Raw genomic sequence first — 17,445 nt, forward strand, 5'->3', positions numbered from 1 at the left:
GATCAATATTGACATCGATCAGATCAAGGATGGATGGTCAATCCATGAACACCACCGTCGAAGTACCCCGCGGTCTCGCGGGAGTCGTGGTCACCGAGACCCAGCTCGGTGACGTCCGGGGCCGCGAGGGCTTCTACCACTACCGCCAGTACTCGGCCGTCGAGCTCGCCGCCGGCCGCACCTTCGAGGACGTCTGGCACCTGATGTTCCGCGGCGCGCTCCCCGCGGACGCCGCGGAGCGTGCCGCCTTCGCCGCCGAGACCGCGCGGCTGCGGCACCTGCCCGACCAGGTCCGCGAGGCGCTCCCCGCCCTCGCCGCCGCCACCGCCCTCTCCGGCCCCCTCGCCGGACTGCGCACCGCGCTCTCGCTGCTCGGCGCCTGCTCCGGCTTCCGCCCGGTGTACGACCTCGACCCCGAGCGCCGGGCCGCCGACGCGCTCGCCGCCTGCGCCGCCGTACCCACCCTGCTCACCGCCCTGCACCGGCTCGGGCAGGGCCTGGAGCCGGTCGCGCCGCGCGACGACCTGCCGTACGCCGCCAACTACCTGTGGATGCTCACCGGTGAGGAGCGCGACCCGGTCAAGGCCCGCGCCGTCGAGCGGTACCTGATCTCCACCGTCGACCACGGTTTCAACGCCTCCACCTTCACCGCCCGCGTCATCGCCTCCACCGGCGCCGACGTCGCCGCCTGCCTCACCGGGGCGATCGGCGCGCTCTCCGGCCCGCTGCACGGCGGTGCGCCCAGCCGGGCCCTGGACACCCTGGACGCCATCGGCACGGTGGAGCGCATCGGGCCGTGGATCCGGGAGCGGGTCCTGGCCGGGGACCGGATCATGGGCTTCGGGCACCCCGTCTACCGCACCGAGGACCCGCGTTCGCGGATGCTGCGCGACATCGCCCGGCAGTTCGGCGGGCCGCTCGTGGACTTCGCCGTCGAGGTCGAACGGCAGGTGGAGGAGATCCTCGCCGAGCTGAAGCCGGGCCGGGAGCTGCACACCAACGTGGAGTTCTACGCGGGCGTGGTCATGGAGCTGTGCGGGCTGCCGCGCGAGATGTTCACCCCGACCTTCTGCGCGGCCCGGGTGGTGGGCTGGAGCGCGAACGTCCTGGAACAGGCCGCCGACTCGAAGATCATCCGCCCGGCCGCGCGCTACACCGGCCCCACCCCGCCGCAGCCGGTGCCCGCCGCGGGCTGACTACGATCGTCCGGGTGAACAGCGTCCAGCCCATTCCCGTCGTGGTCCTCGCCGGATTCCTCGGCTCCGGCAAGACCACGCTCCTCAACCACCTGCTCGGCAACCGGGGCGGCACCCGGATCGGGGTCGTCGTCAACGACTTCGGCTCGATCGAGATCGACGCGATGTCGGTGGCCGGACAGGTCGGCGACTCGATGGTCTCCCTCGGCGGGGGCTGCCTGTGCTGCGCCGTCGACGGCAGCGAGCTGGACGCGTACCTGGACAAGCTCGCCGCCCCCGTCCACCGGATCGACGTGATCGTCATCGAGGCCAGCGGGCTCGCCGAGCCCCAGGAGATGGTCAGGATGCTGATCGCCAACGAGAACCCGGCGATCCGCTACGGCGGCCTGGTGCAGGTCGTCGACGCGGCTGAGTTCGACCGGACGCGGGCAGCGCACCCGGAGACCGACCGCCACCTGTCCGTCGCCGACCTGGTGGTCCTCAACAAGACCGACCGGGTGGACCCCGCCGAACGCGCGCGCATCGAGGGGGAGATCGCCGCGCTCTGCGCCCCCGGGACGCCCCTGGTCGGCGCCGACCACGGGCGGATCGACCCGGAACTGCTCTTCGACCGCCGCCCCTGGACCGAGACGCGGGGGCAGCTGTCCTTCGAGGACCTGCTCGCGGAGGCCGCCGACGGCACCGGGCGCGACGGCCACGCGGACCACGCCCACGCCCGCTACGAGAGCGTCGAGTTCACCTCCGACCAGGCCCTGTCCCCGCGCCGCTTCATCGAGTTCCTCGACCGGCGCCCGGCCGGCCTCTACCGGATCAAGGGGTTCGTCTGGTTCGGCGTGCCCGGCCACCGGGAACGGTACGAGGTCCACGCGGTCGGCCGCTTCCTGCGCTTCGCCCCCGGCCCCTGGGGGCGGGGGGAGCGCCGCCGCACGCAGCTCGTCCTGATCGGCTCCGGCACCGACGGGCCGGCCCTGCTGCGCGAGCTGGACGCCTGCCGGGAGGAGTCCCCCGAACAGGCCCCGCCCGAGAGCATGTGGGGCGTCCTGCGCTACGTCGCGCCGGCCGACCGCGGGGACGACCCCGCGGCGCAGGACGACACCCCGCCGGAAGGCGACCCCGCGCCGGAGGGCGACACCCCGGCCTAGGCCACCTCGACGCCGAAGTCGCCCAGCAGGGCCTCCAGGCCGCCCCGGTAGCCCTTGCCGCCGAGGACGAACTTCCAGTCGCCGCCCGGGCGGCGGCGGAAGGAGCCCAGTACCAGGGCCGTCTCGCCCGCCCGGCCGTCGGAGACCTCCAGCTGGTCGATCTCCGCGCCCGACGCGTCCAGCAGGCGGATGCGGGCGTCGGTGAAGCCCGCCAGATCGGCGTCCGGGTTCACCTCCGGGTCCACCGCGGCGACCAGCACCAGACGGTCGGCGTGCTGCGGCAGGTCGTCGAAGCCGACCTCGACGGCCGCCTTGTCCGGGGCGGAGTACGGACGCGAGCGCACCGAACCGTCCGGGGTGCTCGGGTTGTTGAAGAAGACGAAGTGGTCCTCGCTCAGCACCCGGCCGCCCTCGCAGACCAGCGCGCACACGTCCAGCGCGACCCCGCCCGACCAGGTCATGCCCAGCACGTTGCGGTCGGCGGGCCCGGGAGCCACCTCGACCAGGGTCGGCGTCCCGGCCGGGCCGCCCGCCGGGACCGTGGCCGGGCCGCCGGCCGTGCCCGCCGCGGCCCCGGAAGTCCGCTGGGCCGGCACGGAGCCGCCGCCCAGACGCCCCCGCAGCCCGTACCGGTGCAGCAGCTCCACCAGCTCGGCCCCGGGAACCAACTCCAGCGGCTTGCCGTTGGCAAAGGTGTACGACCCGGGCCCGAAGGACGCGGTGGTGACCAGCACCCCCTTGTTCGCCCCCTTGTCCTGGACCGTGCCGTACAGGTCCCGGACGGCCGTCGGCGGCACGGTGTTGCGGTAGCGCTTGACCTGCACGACGATCCGCCCGCCCCGGATCGGCGCCGGGTCCACGGCCTCGACGTCCACGCCGCCGTCACCGGACCGCTGCGTGGTCACCGCCTCCATGCCCATCGCCCGGAAGAGCTCCGCGACCAGGTTCTCGAAGGCGATCGGGTCCATCTGGAAGAGGTCGGGCTCGTCCTCGCCGCCCGCGGCGTGCCCGCCGTGGCTGACGACGTCCCCGCCGACCTCGCCCGGCCGGCGGCCCGCCCGGACGGCCGTCAGCTGGTCCGGGCGCGCCGACAACTGCCCCCGCAGCCCCTCGACCAGGCAGTCCACCGCGCTCACCTGCTCCAGCCGCAGCCCGGAGAAGGCATCGCGCGCCGCCTGCACCGTCGCCAGCACGAGCTGCGCCTCGCGGCCCGTCACCGGATCGTGGTCGTCCACGAACCCGTTGACGACCACCGAGTCCAGGGCGCCGAACTCGTCCGCCGCGTACAGCTCGCGCAGCACCAGCAGCAGGCACTGGGCGAGCAGGTCCCGGTACAGCGCCCGGCGCTGCGTGGCCGGTCGCGCCGTCTCCCGGTCCTGGTCCGTGCTCGGCACGTACCGCACGGCCTTCACCTCCGGCACCACCTCGTACCGGGGCAGCTCCCAGTCCAGGACGAGCTGGCGCGCCGCCGGGTCGTACGCCGCCGACACCTGCCGGGGCAGCTCCCCGGGCCAGGCCGTGGAGGCGTACAGGGCTGCCGAGAAGTACTCCACCACCGCGTCGGGTTCTGCGGCGCGCAGGGAGGCGGCCAGATCGGTGAGGCCGCTGTTGTGCCGGCGGACACCGGCGAGCTGCTCCGCCGCCCACTGGTCGTACTGCTGCCGGTACGCCGCCAGCTGCCGCAGCCGCTCCTGCTCGGCGGCGTGCGCGGCCTGCCAGGCGCGGGTGTACCGGTCGTGGGCCTCCCGCTCCGCCCGGCCGCGCGAGCCCAGGGCCCAGCCGCCGCCGTGCTGGTGGAACTGGGCCAGCTGCGGCATGGGCACCGGATGCCCGAGGCCGCCGGGGTCGAAGGGCTGGACCTGCTCGGACCGCACCAGGGAGGCCATCCGGAAGGCGGGAGCCCGGCAGCCCGAGGCCAGCAGCCCCTGCAGGGCCGCCACCTGCGCCTCCAGCTGCTCGGTACGGCGCCGTGCCTCCGCCTCGCGGTGCTGCTTGTACGCGGCCTGCTGCTCGCGCCGGTCCCGGGCGGCCTCACGCTCGTACGCCCGCTGCCGGCGCTCCGCCTCGCGCGTCTGGATCAGCTGCGTCTGCTGCTGCTGTCGCTGGGCCTCGGCCCACACACCGATCATCCCGCTGGACCGACGGCTCATCAGCTCTGCTCTCCCCCCACCCGCGTGTACCGGGAAAACAGTAGTGGGCGGGCGGGGCCGGTGACCCGGGGAACGCCTCCGTCCACCCGGTCCACCCGCCCCGACCGCCCCTCACACGGCTACAGCGCGGCCCCCGCCAGCGACTCGACGTCGGCCGGCAGCGCGGCGCCCGAGCCGTCGCGGCGCGGGTCCGGGGCCGGCAGTTCGGCCGGGGAGCCGTTCTTCGCGGCCGCGCGGACCGGGGCGTTGCCCGTCCAGGCCAGCGTCAGCAGGTCCTCGCCCTTCAGGAACCGCTGGCAGCGCACGCCGCCGGTGGCCCGGCCCTTGCGCGGGTACTGGTCGAACGGGGTCAGCTTGCCGGAGCGCACCGAGTCGTCCAGCGTGCCGTGGGAGCCCGCCACCGTGAACACCAGGGCGTCCCGGGCCGGGTCCACCGCCGAGAAGTGGATCACCTTGGCGTTCTCGGAGAGCTTGATGCCCGCCATGCCACCCGCCGGGCGGCCCTGGGGGCGCACCTGGCCCGCCGGGTAGCGCAGCAGCTGGGCGTCGTCGGTGATGAAGACCAGGTCCTCCTCGCCCGTGCGCAGCTCGACCGCGCCGACGATCCGGTCGCCCTCCTTGAGGGTGATGACCTCCAGCTCTTCCTTGTTCGCCGGGTAGTCGGGCACGACCCGCTTGACCACGCCCTGCTCGGTGCCCAGGGCCAGGCCCTGCGAGGACTCGTCCAGGGAGAGCAGGCAGACCACCGTCTCGTCGGCCTCCAGCCCGGAGAGGAACTCCGAGACCGGGGCGCCGCCCGCCAGGTTCGGCGCCGCCGCCGTGTCCGGCAGCTGCGGCAGGTCGATCACCGCGAGCCGCAGCAGACGGCCGTACGAGGTGACGACGCCGATGTCGGCCCGGGCGGTCGCCGCGACCTGCGAGACGACCACGTCGTGCTTCGCGCGGGCGCCGCCCTCCTCGACGGGGAGCGGGCCGGCGTTCGCGGTACGGGCCAGCAGGCCCGTGGAGGACAGCAGCACCCGGCACGGGTCGTCGGCGACCTCCAGGGGGACGGCCGCCACCGAGGTGCCCGCCGACTCCAGCAGCACGGTGCGCCGCTCGGTGCCGAACTTCTTCGCCACCGAGGCCAGTTCCGCGGATACCAGCTTGCGCAGCGCCGAGTCCGACTCCAGGATCCCGGTCAGCTCGTCGATCTCGCCGGTCAGCCGGTCGCGCTCGGACTCCAGCTCGATCCGGTCGAAGCGGGTGAGGCGGCGCAGCGGGGTGTCCAGGATGTACTGCGTCTGGACGTCGCTCAGCGAGAAGCGCTCCATCAGGCGCTCCTTGGCCTGCGCGGAGTTGTCGCTGTCGCGGATGATCCGGATGACCTCGTCGATGTCGAGCAGGGCCACGAGCAGGCCCTCGACCAGGTGCAGCCGGTCGCGGCGCTTGCCCCGGCGGAACTCGCTGCGCCGGCGCACGACCTCGAAGCGGTGGTCGAGGTAGACCTCCAGCAGCTCCTTGAGGCCCATCGTCAGCGGCTGCCCGTCGACCAGCGCGACGTTGTTGATGCCGAAGGACTCCTCCATCGGCGTCAGCTTGTACAGCTGCTCCAGGACGGCCTCGGGGTGGAAGCCGTTCTTGATCTCGATGACCAGGCGCAGGCCGTGCGAGCGGTCCGTGAGGTCCTTGACGTCGGCGATGCCCTGGAGCTTCTTCGAGCCGACGAGGTCCTTGATCTTCGCGATGACCTTCTCGGGACCCACCGTGAAGGGCAGTTCGGTGACGACCAGGCCCTTGCGGCGCGGGGTCACGTCCTCCACGGCCACGGTCGCGCGGATCTTGAAGGTGCCCCGGCCGCTCTCGTAGGCGTCCTTGATCCCGGACAGGCCCACGATCCGGCCGCCGGTCGGCAGGTCCGGACCCGGCACGAAGCGCATCAGCGCCTCCAGGTCCGCCTCCGGGTACCGGATCAGGTGGCGGGCGGCCGCGATGACCTCGCCCAGGTTGTGCGGGGGCATGTTGGTGGCCATGCCGACCGCGATGCCGGAGGCGCCGTTGACGAGGAGGTTCGGGTAGGCCGCCGGCAGGGCGACGGGCTCGCGCTCCTGGCCGTCGTAGTTGGCGGCGAAGTCGACGGTGTCCTCGTCGATCGACTCCGTCATCAGCGACGTGGCGTCGGCCATCTTGCACTCGGTGTAGCGCATCGCGGCCGGCGGGTCGTCGTTGCCGAGCGAGCCGAAGTTGCCGTGGCCGTCGACCAGCGGGAGCCGCATCGAGAAGGGCTGGGCCATGCGCACGAGGGCGTCGTAGATCGACTGGTCGCCGTGCGGGTGGAGCTTGCCCATGACCTCGCCGACGACGCGGGCGCACTTGACGTAGCCCCGGTCGGGCCGCAGGCCCATCTCGTTCATCTGGTAGACGATGCGCCGGTGCACCGGCTTCAGGCCGTCGCGGGCGTCGGGCAGGGCGCGGGAGTAGATCACCGAGTACGCGTACTCGAGGAAGGAGCCCTGCATTTCGTCGACGACGTCGATGTCGAGGATCTTCTCCTCGAAATCCTCCGGCGGCGGGGTCTTCGTGCTGCGGCGGGCCATCGCTGCGCGGCTCCTTAACCAAGGTTCGGGGGGTACTGGGGGGATCTGGCGTGTTTGACGCGGACCATTGTGGCCCGAGGCACCGACAACGCGGACTCCGACCCCGGGGGTCCCCCGTACGGAGTCGGGGGGAGTGACCCGGGAACTTGTCCGGCCGTCGGTGCGCTTGCATACAGTGGCAGGTCTGACAGAAATCTCTGCATCGCGATCGAAGGGACCACATGCCCATGGGTCACACGGCCACAGCTCAGGCCGGCTCCGGCGGCCTGACAGCGACCGAGCACCGGCTGGCCAACGGCCTGCGCGTGGTGCTGTCCGAGGACCACCTCACTCCGGTCGCCGCCGTCTGCCTCTGGTACGACGTCGGCTCGCGCCACGAAGTCAAGGGGCGGACCGGTCTGGCTCACCTCTTCGAGCACCTGATGTTCCAGGGTTCGGCGAGCGTACCGGGCAACGGGCACTTCGAGCTCGTCCAGGGCGCCGGTGGCTCGCTGAACGGCACCACCAGCTTCGAGCGCACCAACTACTTCGAGACCATGCCGGCCCACCAGCTGGAGCTCGCCCTGTGGCTGGAGGCGGACCGCATGGGCTCGCTGCTGGCCGCCCTGGACGACGAGTCCATGGAGAACCAGCGCGACGTGGTCAAGAACGAGCGCCGCCAGCGGTACGACAACGTCCCCTACGGCACCGCGTTCGAGAAGCTGACCGCCCTCGCTTACCCGGAGGGCCACCCGTACCACCACACCCCGATCGGCTCGATGGCCGACCTGGACGCGGCGTCCCTGGAGGACGCGCGCGACTTCTTCCGTACGTACTACGCGCCCAACAACGCCGTGCTGTCGGTCGTCGGCGACATCGACCCGGAGCGGACCCTCGCCTGGATCGAGAAGTACTTCGGCACCATCCCGGCGCACGACGGCAAGCAGCCGCCGCGCGACGGCTCGCTCCCGGAGACCATGGGCGGGCAGCTGCGCGAGGAGATCGTCGAGGAGGTCCCGGCGCGTGCGCTGATGGCCGCCTACCGCCTGCCGCACGACGGCACCCGCGAGTGCGACGCCGCCGACGTGGCGCTGACCGTGCTGGGCGGCGGTGAGTCCTCGCGCCTGCACAACCGCCTGGTACGCCGTGACCAGACGGCCGTGGCGGCCGGGTTCGGCATGCTGCGCCTGGCCGGCGCGCCCTCGCTGGGCTGGCTGGACGTCAAGACCTCCAGCGGCGTCGAGGTGCCCGCCATCGAGGCGGCCGTCGACGAGGAGCTCGCGCGGTTCGCCGCCGAGGGCCCGACGGCCGAGGAGATGGAGCGCGCGCAGGCGCAGCTGGAGCGCGAGTGGCTGGACCGGCTCGGCACCGTGGCCGGCCGCGCCGACGAACTGTGCCGCTTCGCGGTGCTGTTCGGCGACCCCCAGCTCGCCCTGACCGCCGTCCAGCGGGTGCTGGACGTCACCGCCGAGGAGGTGCAGGCCGTGGCCGCGGCCAGGCTGCGCCCCGACAACCGCGCGGTGCTGGTCTACGAGCCGCTGGCCGGCGCCGAGGCCCACGAGACCGAGCAGCACGACGAGAACGAGGGGGCGGAGCAGTGAGCGACACCGCAGCCGTCACGATGACCTTCCACCCGCGGCCGCAGGCCGGCGAGGCGAAGCCGTGGGCCTTCCCGGCCCCGGAGCGCTCCACGCTGTCCAACGGCCTGACCCTGCTGCGCTGCCACCGCCCCGGCCAGCAGGTGGTGGCGGTCGAGGTCAACCTCGCGGCCCCGCTGGACGCCGAGCCCGAGGGCCTCGACGGGGTGGCCACCATCATGGCCCGTGCCCTGTCGGAGGGCACCGACAAGCACTCCGCCGAGGAGTTCGCCGCCGAGCTGGAGCGCTGCGGCGCCACCCTCGACGCCCACGCCGACCACCCCGGCCTGAGGGTCTCCCTGGAGGTCCCGGCCTCCCGGCTGCCCAAGGCGCTCGCCCTGCTCGCCGAGGCCCTGAGCGCGCCCGCCTTCGCCGACAGCGAGGTCGACCGCCTGGTGCGCAACCGGCTCGACGAGATCCCGCACGAGCTGGCCAACCCGCAGCGCCGCGCCGCCAAGGAGCTCTCCAAGGAGCTGTTCCCGGCCGCGCTGCGGATGTCCCGCCCGCGCCAGGGAACCGAGGACACGGTCGCGCGGATCGACTCCGGTGCCGTACGCGCCTTCTACGAGGCCCACGTACGCCCCTCCACCGCCACCGCGGTGGTCGTCGGCGACCTGACCGGCATCGACCTGGACGCCCTGCTGGCGGACACCCTGGGCGCCTGGACCGGCGACACCGCCCCGGCCCGCCCGGTGCAGCCGGTGACGGCCGACGACACGGGCCGCGTGGTCATCGTGGACCGGCCCGGCGCCGTCCAGACGCAGCTGCTGATCGGCCGGATCGGCCCGGACCGGCACGACATCGTCTGGGCCCCGCAGGTCCTCGGCACCTACTGCCTCGGCGGCACCCTCACCTCCCGCCTGGACAAGGTGCTGCGCGAGGAGAAGGGCTACACCTACGGCGTGCGCGCCTTCGGGCAGGTGCTGCGCTCGACCGCCGACGGCAAGGGCGCCTCGATGCTCGCCATCAGCGGTTCGGTGGACACCCCCAACACGGGTCCGGCGCTGGAGGACCTGTGGAAGGTGCTGCGGACCCTCGCGGAGGGCGGCCTGACCGACGCCGAGCGGGACGTGGCGGTGCAGAACCTGGTGGGCGTGGCCCCGCTGAAGTTCGAGACGGCCGCCTCCGTCGCCGGCACGCTCGCCGACCAGGTGGAGCAGGAGCTGCCGGACGACTACCAGGCGCGGCTGTACGCGCGGCTGGCCGAAACCGGTACGGCGGAGGCCACTTCGGCCGTGGTGAACGCCTTCCCGGTGGACCGTCTGGTCACCATCCTGGTGGGCGACGCCGCGCAGATCGAGGAGCCCGTCCTGGCCCTCGGGATCGGTGAGGTCACCGTCGTCTCCAACTGAGCGGCGGGGGGCCCGAGACGGGCCGGGCTCCGGCCCGTTTCCAGGGGGGCTCCGGCGGAACATCCGCCGGAGCCCCCTTTGTCCGTTTGGTGGCGTGGTTGCAGGTATGCGGTGTGGCGTACGCAACAAAACCGCTCGTCTGTTTGGCGATTGACTGATGATCCGCCTAGCGTCGGCCGTGCTGTTCGTCAGTTGTAACCGCCGCACCCGCGGCACCGGACAGCGATCGCCGAGTCCCCGTCAGGCGCGAGCCTGGGGAGCCGGGGACCCACATGTCCCTGGGGTGAATCGGACCCCCTCGCCAGAGGAGGCCCGTAGGAGACCTTCCTGCTCCGAACCCGTCAGCTAACCCGGTAGGCGAGAGGGAAGGAAAGGATCACCCCCTTCATGGCGTTTGGCAGTCGTGCCGCCGGTTCTGGTAAGCACCGTGGTTCCAGCCGTCTGAGCCGCAAGACCGCCGGCTTCGCCGGCGTCGCCGCCCTCGCCACCACGGGCGTGGTCGGCACCCTGGCCGCTCCGGCCTTCGCGGCGGACCACAGCAGCTCCCCGTCCATGGAGGACACCGGTCAGAACGCGATCGTCGTCGCCGACGGTCTGCAGGACGACATCGAGGTCCAGGCCGCCACCCAGCAGAGCGCCGCCGAGGCCGTCGCCGCGCAGGCGCAGGCCGAGGCCGAGGCGAAGACGCGGGCCTCCGAGGCCAAGCGCGCCGCCGAGGCCAAGGAGAAGGCCGAGCGCGAGGCCGCCGAGAAGGCCGCCCAGGAAGAGGCCCGCAAGCGCCTCAACACCTTCGTCGCCCCGGTGGACGGCTCCTACGTCAGCACCCAGTACGGCGCGGGCGGCGGCATGTGGTCCTCCGGCAGCCACACGGGCATCGACTTCCACGCCGACGAGGGCAGCATCGTCCACGCCGTGGGCGCGGGCACCGTCGTCGAGGCCGGCTGGGGCGGCGCGTACGGCAACAACGTCGTCATCCGCCACAACGACGGCACCTACACCCAGTACGGGCACCTGATGTCGCTGAGCGTCTCCGCCGGCCAGACGGTCACCCCGGGCCAGCAGATCGGCCTGTCGGGCTCCACGGGCAACTCCAGCGGCCCGCACCTGCACTTCGAGGCCCGCACCGGCGCCACGTACGGCACGGACATCAACCCGCTGACGTACCTGCGCAACCACGGCGTCGGCGTCTGACCCGCACGCACGCGGCACGCTTCACCGAGGAAGGCCCCGGCTCACCGAGCCGGGGCCTTCCTCGTATTTCCGGCCCTCTTTCCGCACCCGCTCGTAAACCCGCCGCGTATTGCAATAGAGTCGCGGCACGGCCACGATAAACCGAAACGAAACCAGCGGAGGTCCGGCCTTGCGTATTCCGGCGCACGCGGTGTGCACAGCGATTCGCGACGACATCGTCTCCGGTTTCTTCGGTCCGGGCGGCCGGCTGACCGAGGAGGTGCTCGCCCGCCGCTACGGGGTCTCGCGCGTTCCGGTCCGCGAGGCGCTGCGGACCCTGGAGTCCGAGGGCTTCGTCACCACGCGGCGGCACGCGGGCGCCTGTGTGGCCGAGCCGACCGCGCAGGAGGCCGCCGACCTCCTGGAGCTGCGGATGCTGCTGGAGCCGCTCGCGGCCTCCCGGGCCGCCCGGCGGCGCACCGACGGCCACCTCAAGGTGCTGCGGGGGCTGGTCAGGCTGGGCCGGGAGCGGGCCGGCCGGGGCCGGGGGGAGGACCTGCGCTCCCTGGGGAGCTGGTTCCACGAGACGCTGGCCCAGGCCTCCGCGAGCCCGGGTCTGATCGCCCTGCTGACCCAGACCCGGCACAAGATCGCCTGGATGTACGTGGTCGAGACCCCCGCGCAGCCCGTGGAGTGCTGGGCCGAGCACGCCGCGATCGTGGACGCCGTCGCGCGCGGTGACGCGGAGCGGGCCAGGGCCCTGACCGCGCTGCACGCGCAGAGGTCGGCCGGGGCGCACCGGCCGAGGGTGAGGAATCCGCAACCTGCCGTAAACACGGCGGGCTCTCCGCATTAACAATTCCCGTATACAACGGAGGGGTATTCCCGCCCGTCCGTTCTTTCCGCCCGCCGGGACTGCCGGGGAATTGCCGTCGATTTTTGCGCCGCCGCTGCCGCCGGGTCCCGTCGCGTCGAATTCGCGGATCACCCGAACGGGAAAGCACGGAAGCCGCGGTCCCCCGGGTGTGGGGAGCGCGGCTTCCGGTGTACCGGACCCGAAGGGGTCAGACGGTCTCGGGGAGCTCCTCGAGACCCTCGGCGACCAGCTTCGCGAGGCGGTCGAGCGCGGCGTCCGCGCCCTCGGCGTCGGAAGCCAGGACGATCTCCTCGCCGCCCTGGGCGCCCAGGCCCAGGACCGCCAGCATCGACGCGGCGTTGACGGGGTCGCCGCCGGCCTTCGCGATGGTCACCGGAACTCCGGAGGCGGTCGTCGCCCGGACGAAGATCGAGGCGGGACGAGCGTGCAGGCCCTCGGCCCAGCCGACGTTGACGCGGCGCTCTGCCATGGTGATGCCCTTCAGGTTCTACGGGTTGTCTAGACCAGTCTCTCACGCCGTCCGGAATGCTCGGACCGACCTTCGGCCCGCATCCACCGCCGTTCGACCCTCCCCAGCTTGCACTGGTTCGCCACGGTGTGCCGCATTCGCCGCGCGCTCGCCGGGCGGGCCGCCCACCGCACCCGCACACCCGGCCGGACCGCCCCTTAAGGTGGCCCCATGACCACCGCGTCGGACCCCTCCTACCCGGCCCACTGGGAAGCGGACGTCGTGCTGCGCGACGGCGGCACCGCCCGGATCCGCCCCATCACCACCGAGGACGCGGGCCGCCTGGTCAGCTTCTACGAACAGGTCTCGGACGAGTCGAAGTACTACCGCTTCTTCGCGCCCTACCCCCGCCTCTCGGACCGCGACGTCCGCCGCTTCACCCACCACGACTACGTCGACCGGGTCGGCCTCGCCGCGACCATCGGCGGCGAGTTCATCGGCACGGTCCGCTTCGACCGCATCGGCCCCGACGGCCGGCCCGCCTCCGCCCCCGCCGACGAGGCCGAGGTCGCCTTCCTCGTCCAGGACGCCCACCAGGGCCGCGGGGTCGCCTCCGCCCTCCTGGAGCACATCGGCGCGGTGGCCCGCGAACGGGGGATCCGCAGGTTCGCGGCCGAGGTGCTGCCCGCCAACACCAGGATGATCAAGGTGTTCACGGACGTCGGCTACCAGCAGAAGCGCAGCTTCGAGGACGGCTCCGTCCACCTCACCCTCGACCTCGAACCCACCGCCGAGTCCCTCGCCGTCCAGCGCGCCCGCGAACAGCGCGCCGAGGCCCGCTCCGTCCAGCGCCTCCTCGCCCCCGGCTCCGTCGCGGTGATCGGCGCCAGCCGCTCCGGTGCCGGCGTGGGCGCCACCGCCCTGCGCAACCTGCGCGACGGCGGTTTCCGCGGACACCTCTACGCCGTCAACGAGGCCCGCGCCCCCGGCATGGAGGGCGACCTCCTCGAAGGCGTACGGGCCTACCGCGCCCTCGCCGACGTCGGCGCCCCCGTCGACCTCGCCGTGATCGCCGTCCCCGCGGACCGGGTCCCCGACGCCGTGGCCGCCTGCGGCGAGCACGGAGTGCAGGGCCTGGTGGTGCTGTCCGCCGGATACGGCGAGAGCGGCCCGGCCGGACTCGCCCGCCAGCGCGAACTGGTGCGGCAGGTCCGCTCGTACGGGATGCGGCTCATCGGGCCCAACGCCTTCGGGGTGATCAACACCGCCCCGGAGGTGGAGCTGAACGCCTGCCTCGCCCCGGCCCCCGCCTCCGCGCGCGGCCCGATCGGCCTGTTCACCCAGTCCGGGGCCATCGGCATCGCCCTGCTGTCCGCCCTGCTGCGGCGCGGCGAGGGACTGTCGTCCTTCGTCTCCGCCGGGAACCGGGCCGACGTCTCGGGCAACGACATCCTCCAGTACTGGTACGAGGACGAGGCCACCGACGTCGCCCTCATGTACCTGGAAACCCTCGGCAACCCGCGCAAGTTCACCCGCCTCGCCCGCCGCACCGCCGCGGTCAAGCCCGTCGTCGTCGCCCTCGGCGGCCGCCACACCCCCGCCGGACACGTCGTCCCCGGCACCCGGCTCCCCGAGGCCACCGTCTCCGAGCTGCTCCGCCAGGCCGGCGTCATCCGCGTCGACACCGTCACCGAGCTGGTCGACGTCGGCCTGCTGCTGGCCGGGCAGCCGCTGCCGGCCGGCCCCAGGGTGGCCATCCTCGGCAACTCCGAGTCCCTCGGAGTCCTCACCTACGACGCCTGCCTGACCGAGGGACTGCGCCCGCTGCCCCCGCTGGACCTGACGACCGCCGCCGGCCCGGCCGACTTCCGCGCCGCCCTGCGCGCGGCGCTCGCCTCCGGGGACTGCGACGCCGTCGTCGTCACCGCCATCCCCTCCGTGAGCGACCGCCGGCTCGCCGACGACCTCGCGCAGGCGCTGCGGGAGGCCGTCGCCGAGGTCCCGGGCAAGCCCGTCGCCGTGGTCCACGTGGAACTCGGCGACCTCGTCGAAGCCCTGGCCGCCGCGGCCGGCGACACGCCCCCCGCCTCGCCCCCGCCGCCCGCCGAGGTGCCCGGCGGCGGCGCCCACGGTGGCACCCACGGCATCGAGGGCGCCGGCCGGATCCCCGCCTACCCCGCGGCCGAGCGCGCCGTGAAGGCCGTCGCCGAGGCCGTGCGGTACGCCCGGTGGCGCCGGGACAACGCCGAGACCGGCCAGGTCCCCGAGTACGAGGACATCGACGAGGCGGGCGCCGCCGCCCACCTCGCCACCCTGCTGACGGGCGTCGAGGAGGGCGCCGCGCCGACCCTGGACGAGGCCGACGCCCGCGGGCTGCTGGCCCGCTACGGGATCCGGGTGCTGCCCACCCTCCCCGCCCCCGGCCCGGACGCCGCCGTGCGCGCGGCCCGGGTCCTGGGCTACCCGGTCGCCCTCAAGACCACCGCCCCGCACCTGCGCCACCGCGCGGACCTGGGCGGCGTACGCCTCGACCTCACGAGCGAGGCCGAGCTCAGACGTTCGTACGAGGAGCTCACCGAGGCCCTCGGCAAGCCGGCCGAGCTGCAGCCCGTGGTGCAGTCGATGGCCCCGCGCGGAGTGGACACCGTCGTCCGCGCCACCGTCGACCCCGCCGCCGGAGCCGTCCTCTCCTTCGGCCTCGCCGGCGTCCCCTCCGAGCTGCTCGGCGACACCGCCCACGGCCTCGTCCCCGCCACCGACCGGGACACCGCCGCCCTGATCCGCTCCATCCGCGCCGCCCCCCTGCTCTTCGGCTGGCGCGGCAGCGACCCCGTCGACACCCCCGCCCTGGAGGAGCTGCTGCTGCGGCTGTCCCGGCTGCTGGACGACCACCCGGAAGTGACCGGGGTCTCGCTGGAGCCGGTCGTCGTCGCCACCGAGGGCCTCTCCGTGCTCAGCGCCACCGTCCGCGTGGCACACCCGCCCGCCCGGACCGACCTCGGCCCGCGCACGCTGCCGAGCTACTGAGCGCACGGCAGGCAGGGGGAGCCCGTACGGGCCTTAGGATGGACCTCATGGCGAAATCCGGTACGACGACCCAGGGGCTGCGCGCGGCCATCGAGCGCAGCGGCTACTACCCGGCCCTCGTGGCCGAGGCGGTGGAGGCCGCCGTGGGCGGCGAGCCGATCTCGTCGTACCTGGTCCACCAGGAGACCACCTTCGACTCCAACGAGGTACGCCGGCACGTCACCGTGCTGGTCCTGACCGGCAACCGGTTCATCGTCAGCCACACCGACGAGCAGGCCGCCGACGCGGGGTCGCCGTCCCCGTACGCGACCACCTCCACCGAGTCGGTCAAGCTCTCCAGCATCTCCTCCGTGGTGCTCAGCCGCGTCGTGGCCAACCCGGAGTCCTACACGCCCGGCCAGCTGCCCCGCGAGGTCGTCCTGACCATCGGCTGGGGCGCGGTCTCGCGCATCGACCTGGAGCCCGCCGCCTGCGGCGACCCCAACTGCGACTCCGACCACGGCTACACCGGCAACTCCACCGCCGACGACCTCAGCCTGCGCGTCAGCGAGGCCGGCGACGGCCCCGAGACGGTCCGCCAGGCGCTGCTCTTCGCGCAGGCACTCAGCGAGGCGACGGCGGCGACCTCCGGCCCCGCCCGCTGATGTCGTACTCCGTACCGTCGAACTGGCAGGACGAGCCGGAACCGCTCGACCTCGCGGGCGCCCCCGTTCCCCAGTACGGCTCCGGCTCCCTCGCCGACCTGCTGCCGACCCTCGCGGCCGGCCAGGGCGTACCCGGTCTCGCCGCGGGGATCGCCGAGCTGGCGCCGGCCGACCGGAACTGCGTGTTCCTGGTCGACGGCATGGGCTGGGAGCAGATCAAGGCCCACCCGGACGAGGCCCCGTTCCTCACCTCCCTCCTCGCGAGCTCGCGCGGCGGCACCGGCCGGCCGATCACCTCCGGCTTCCCCGCGACCACCGCCACCTCCCTGGCCTCCGTCGGCACCGGCCTGCCCCCCGCCCGGCACGGCCTGCCCGGCTACGCCGTGCGCAACCCGGCTTCCGGCGAGCTGATGAACCAGCTCCGCTGGCACCCGTGGACCCCGCCGAAGGCCTGGCAGCCGTACCCGACGGTGTTCCAGCTCGCCGACGCGGCCGGGGTGCACACCGCGCAGGTGTCCGCGCCGAACTTCCAGAGCACCCCGCTCACCAAGATCGCGCTCAGCGGCGGCACCTTCCACGGCCGGATGACCGGCGAGGAACGGATGGACCTCGCGGCGATCCAGCTCGCGGCCGGCGAGCGCTCGCTCGTGTACACGTACTTCAGCGAGCTCGACGGCGCCGGCCACCGGCACGGCGTGGACTCCGACGCCTGGCGCGGCCAGCTGATGTACGTCGACCGGCTCGTGCAGCGCCTCGCGGAGCAGCTGCCGCCGCGCGCCGCCCTGTACGTCACCTCCGACCACGGCATGGTGGACGTGCCCTTCGACGAGGACTCCCGGATCGACTTCGACGAGGACTGGGAGCTGGGCGCGGGCGTGGCCCTGCTGGGCGGTGAGGGACGGGCCCGGCACGTCTACGCGGTACCGGGCGCCGAGGCCGACGTACTGACCGTCTGGCGCGAGGTGCTCGGCGACCGCTTCTGGGTCGCGAGCCGCGAAGAGGCCCTGGCACTGGGCTGGTTCGGGACGCCGGGGGAGTGCGACGAGCGGGTCCTCGGGCGGATCGGCGACGTGATCGCCGCGGCCCAGGCCGACGTCGCGATCACCGCCTCCCGCAACGAGCCCAACGAGTCGGCGCTCACCGGGATGCACGGCTCCATGACCGCGGCCGAGCAGCTGGTCCCGCTGCTCGAAATCCGCACCTGACCGCCCCGCTCCTGCCCGCCACCCTCCACCCCGACCTGAAAG

General features: G+C 73.5%; 12 protein-coding genes and 1 riboswitch. Of the genes, 9 read left to right on the forward strand and 3 right to left on the reverse strand.

The annotated features are described in order from the left end of the window. The first annotated feature begins 29 nt into the window (after positions 1–29). Together D1J60_RS26755 and D1J60_RS26760 are read left to right on the forward strand one after the other, a co-directional pair. Complete coding sequence (locus tag D1J60_RS26755) at positions 30–1,196, forward strand: citrate synthase (protein WP_125822798.1); 1,167 nt, start codon at positions 30–32, stop codon at positions 1,194–1,196. A gap of 14 nt (positions 1,197–1,210) precedes the next feature. After that, positions 1,211–2,338 carry a GTP-binding protein gene (locus tag D1J60_RS26760; RefSeq protein WP_125822799.1) on the forward strand — a complete coding sequence of 376 codons (1,128 nt, stop codon included), beginning with the start codon at positions 1,211–1,213 and terminating at the stop codon, positions 2,336–2,338. Here D1J60_RS26760 and D1J60_RS26765 read toward each other — a convergent pair. Continuing rightward, positions 2,335–4,488: a restriction endonuclease gene (locus D1J60_RS26765; RefSeq protein WP_241253403.1), complete on the reverse strand. Its 2,154-nt coding sequence runs from the start codon at positions 4,486–4,488 to the stop codon at positions 2,335–2,337. The genes D1J60_RS26760 and D1J60_RS26765 overlap by 4 nt on opposite strands. A gap of 119 nt (positions 4,489–4,607) precedes the next feature. Then, positions 4,608–7,064: a DNA topoisomerase IV subunit A gene (locus D1J60_RS26770; protein WP_125822800.1), complete on the reverse strand. Its 2,457-nt coding sequence runs from the start codon at positions 7,062–7,064 to the stop codon at positions 4,608–4,610. Positions 7,065–7,291: 227 nt separating this feature from the next. Between D1J60_RS26770 and D1J60_RS26775 the strand changes: the two genes are divergently transcribed. The 4 genes from D1J60_RS26775 (at position 7,292) to D1J60_RS26790 (ending at position 12,058) form a co-directional block, all read left to right on the forward strand. Then, a complete protein-coding gene (locus D1J60_RS26775; RefSeq protein WP_164721085.1) occupies positions 7,292–8,644 on the forward strand; it encodes a pitrilysin family protein in 1,353 nt (450 codons plus the stop codon). A gap of 20 nt (positions 8,645–8,664) precedes the next feature. Further along, the gene (locus D1J60_RS26780; RefSeq protein WP_125602931.1) at positions 8,665–10,032 is read left to right on the forward strand and encodes a pitrilysin family protein; all 1,368 of its coding nucleotides are present in this window, start codon (positions 8,665–8,667) and stop codon (positions 10,030–10,032) included. A 217-nt stretch (positions 10,033–10,249) separates the two neighbouring features. Further along, positions 10,250–10,407, forward strand: a riboswitch (cyclic di-AMP (ydaO/yuaA leader). A 12-nt stretch (positions 10,408–10,419) separates the two neighbouring features. Next, positions 10,420–11,223: a M23 family metallopeptidase gene (locus D1J60_RS26785; protein WP_125822802.1), complete on the forward strand. Its 804-nt coding sequence runs from the start codon at positions 10,420–10,422 to the stop codon at positions 11,221–11,223. Between the two features lie 169 nt (positions 11,224–11,392). Next, positions 11,393–12,058, forward strand: coding sequence for a GntR family transcriptional regulator (locus D1J60_RS26790; RefSeq protein WP_125822803.1), 666 nt, complete (start codon positions 11,393–11,395; stop codon positions 12,056–12,058). Between the two features lie 208 nt (positions 12,059–12,266). Here the strand turns inward: D1J60_RS26790 and D1J60_RS26795 are convergent, their stop codons facing one another. Then, the gene (locus tag D1J60_RS26795; protein WP_007267025.1) at positions 12,267–12,548 is read right to left on the reverse strand and encodes an HPr family phosphocarrier protein; all 282 of its coding nucleotides are present in this window, start codon (positions 12,546–12,548) and stop codon (positions 12,267–12,269) included. A 210-nt stretch (positions 12,549–12,758) separates the two neighbouring features. On the opposite strand from D1J60_RS26795, the gene D1J60_RS26800 reads away from it, so the two are divergent. The 3 genes from D1J60_RS26800 to D1J60_RS26810 are packed head-to-tail and all read left to right on the forward strand — an operon-like array spanning position 12,759 to position 17,403. Continuing rightward, on the forward strand, positions 12,759–15,554 hold the full coding sequence (locus tag D1J60_RS26800; RefSeq protein ID WP_125822804.1) for a bifunctional GNAT family N-acetyltransferase/acetate--CoA ligase family protein: 2,796 nt from the start codon (positions 12,759–12,761) through the stop codon (positions 15,552–15,554). Positions 15,555–15,601: 47 nt separating this feature from the next. Then, on the forward strand, positions 15,602–16,198 hold the full coding sequence (locus D1J60_RS26805; RefSeq protein ID WP_206436577.1) for a DUF5998 family protein: 597 nt from the start codon (positions 15,602–15,604) through the stop codon (positions 16,196–16,198). Continuing rightward, positions 16,198–17,403, forward strand: a complete 1,206-nt coding sequence (locus D1J60_RS26810) for a nucleotide pyrophosphatase/phosphodiesterase family protein (RefSeq protein ID WP_125822806.1) — start codon at positions 16,198–16,200, stop codon at positions 17,401–17,403. The genes D1J60_RS26805 and D1J60_RS26810 overlap by 1 nt, the downstream gene beginning before the upstream one ends. The last annotated feature ends 42 nt before the right edge of the window (positions 17,404–17,445 follow it).

It is taken from the genome of Streptomyces sp. W1SF4 (assembly GCF_003950035.1).
GTDB classification, from domain to species: domain Bacteria; phylum Actinomycetota; class Actinomycetes; order Streptomycetales; family Streptomycetaceae; genus Streptomyces; species Streptomyces racemochromogenes.

Bases quoted from the DNA above. Each gene is read 5' to 3' on its own strand.
- D1J60_RS26755 (WP_125822798.1), top strand. From the start codon at position 30: ATGGATGGTCAATCCATGAACACCACCGTCGAAGTACCCCGCGGTCTC.
- D1J60_RS26765 (WP_241253403.1), bottom strand. From the start codon at position 4,488: ATGAGCCGTCGGTCCAGCGGGATGATCGGTGTGTGGGCCGAGGCCCAG.
- D1J60_RS26770 (WP_125822800.1), bottom strand. From the start codon at position 7,064: ATGGCCCGCCGCAGCACGAAGACCCCGCCGCCGGAGGATTTCGAGGAG.
- D1J60_RS26775 (WP_164721085.1), top strand. From the start codon at position 7,292: ATGGGTCACACGGCCACAGCTCAGGCCGGCTCCGGCGGCCTGACAGCG.
- D1J60_RS26780 (WP_125602931.1), top strand. From the start codon at position 8,665: ATGACCTTCCACCCGCGGCCGCAGGCCGGCGAGGCGAAGCCGTGGGCC.
- D1J60_RS26785 (WP_125822802.1), top strand. From the start codon at position 10,420: ATGGCGTTTGGCAGTCGTGCCGCCGGTTCTGGTAAGCACCGTGGTTCC.
- D1J60_RS26795 (WP_007267025.1), bottom strand. From the start codon at position 12,548: ATGGCAGAGCGCCGCGTCAACGTCGGCTGGGCCGAGGGCCTGCACGCT.
- D1J60_RS26800 (WP_125822804.1), top strand. From the start codon at position 12,759: ATGACCACCGCGTCGGACCCCTCCTACCCGGCCCACTGGGAAGCGGAC.
- D1J60_RS26805 (WP_206436577.1), top strand. From the start codon at position 15,602: ATGGCGAAATCCGGTACGACGACCCAGGGGCTGCGCGCGGCCATCGAG.
- D1J60_RS26810 (WP_125822806.1), top strand. From the start codon at position 16,198: ATGTCGTACTCCGTACCGTCGAACTGGCAGGACGAGCCGGAACCGCTC.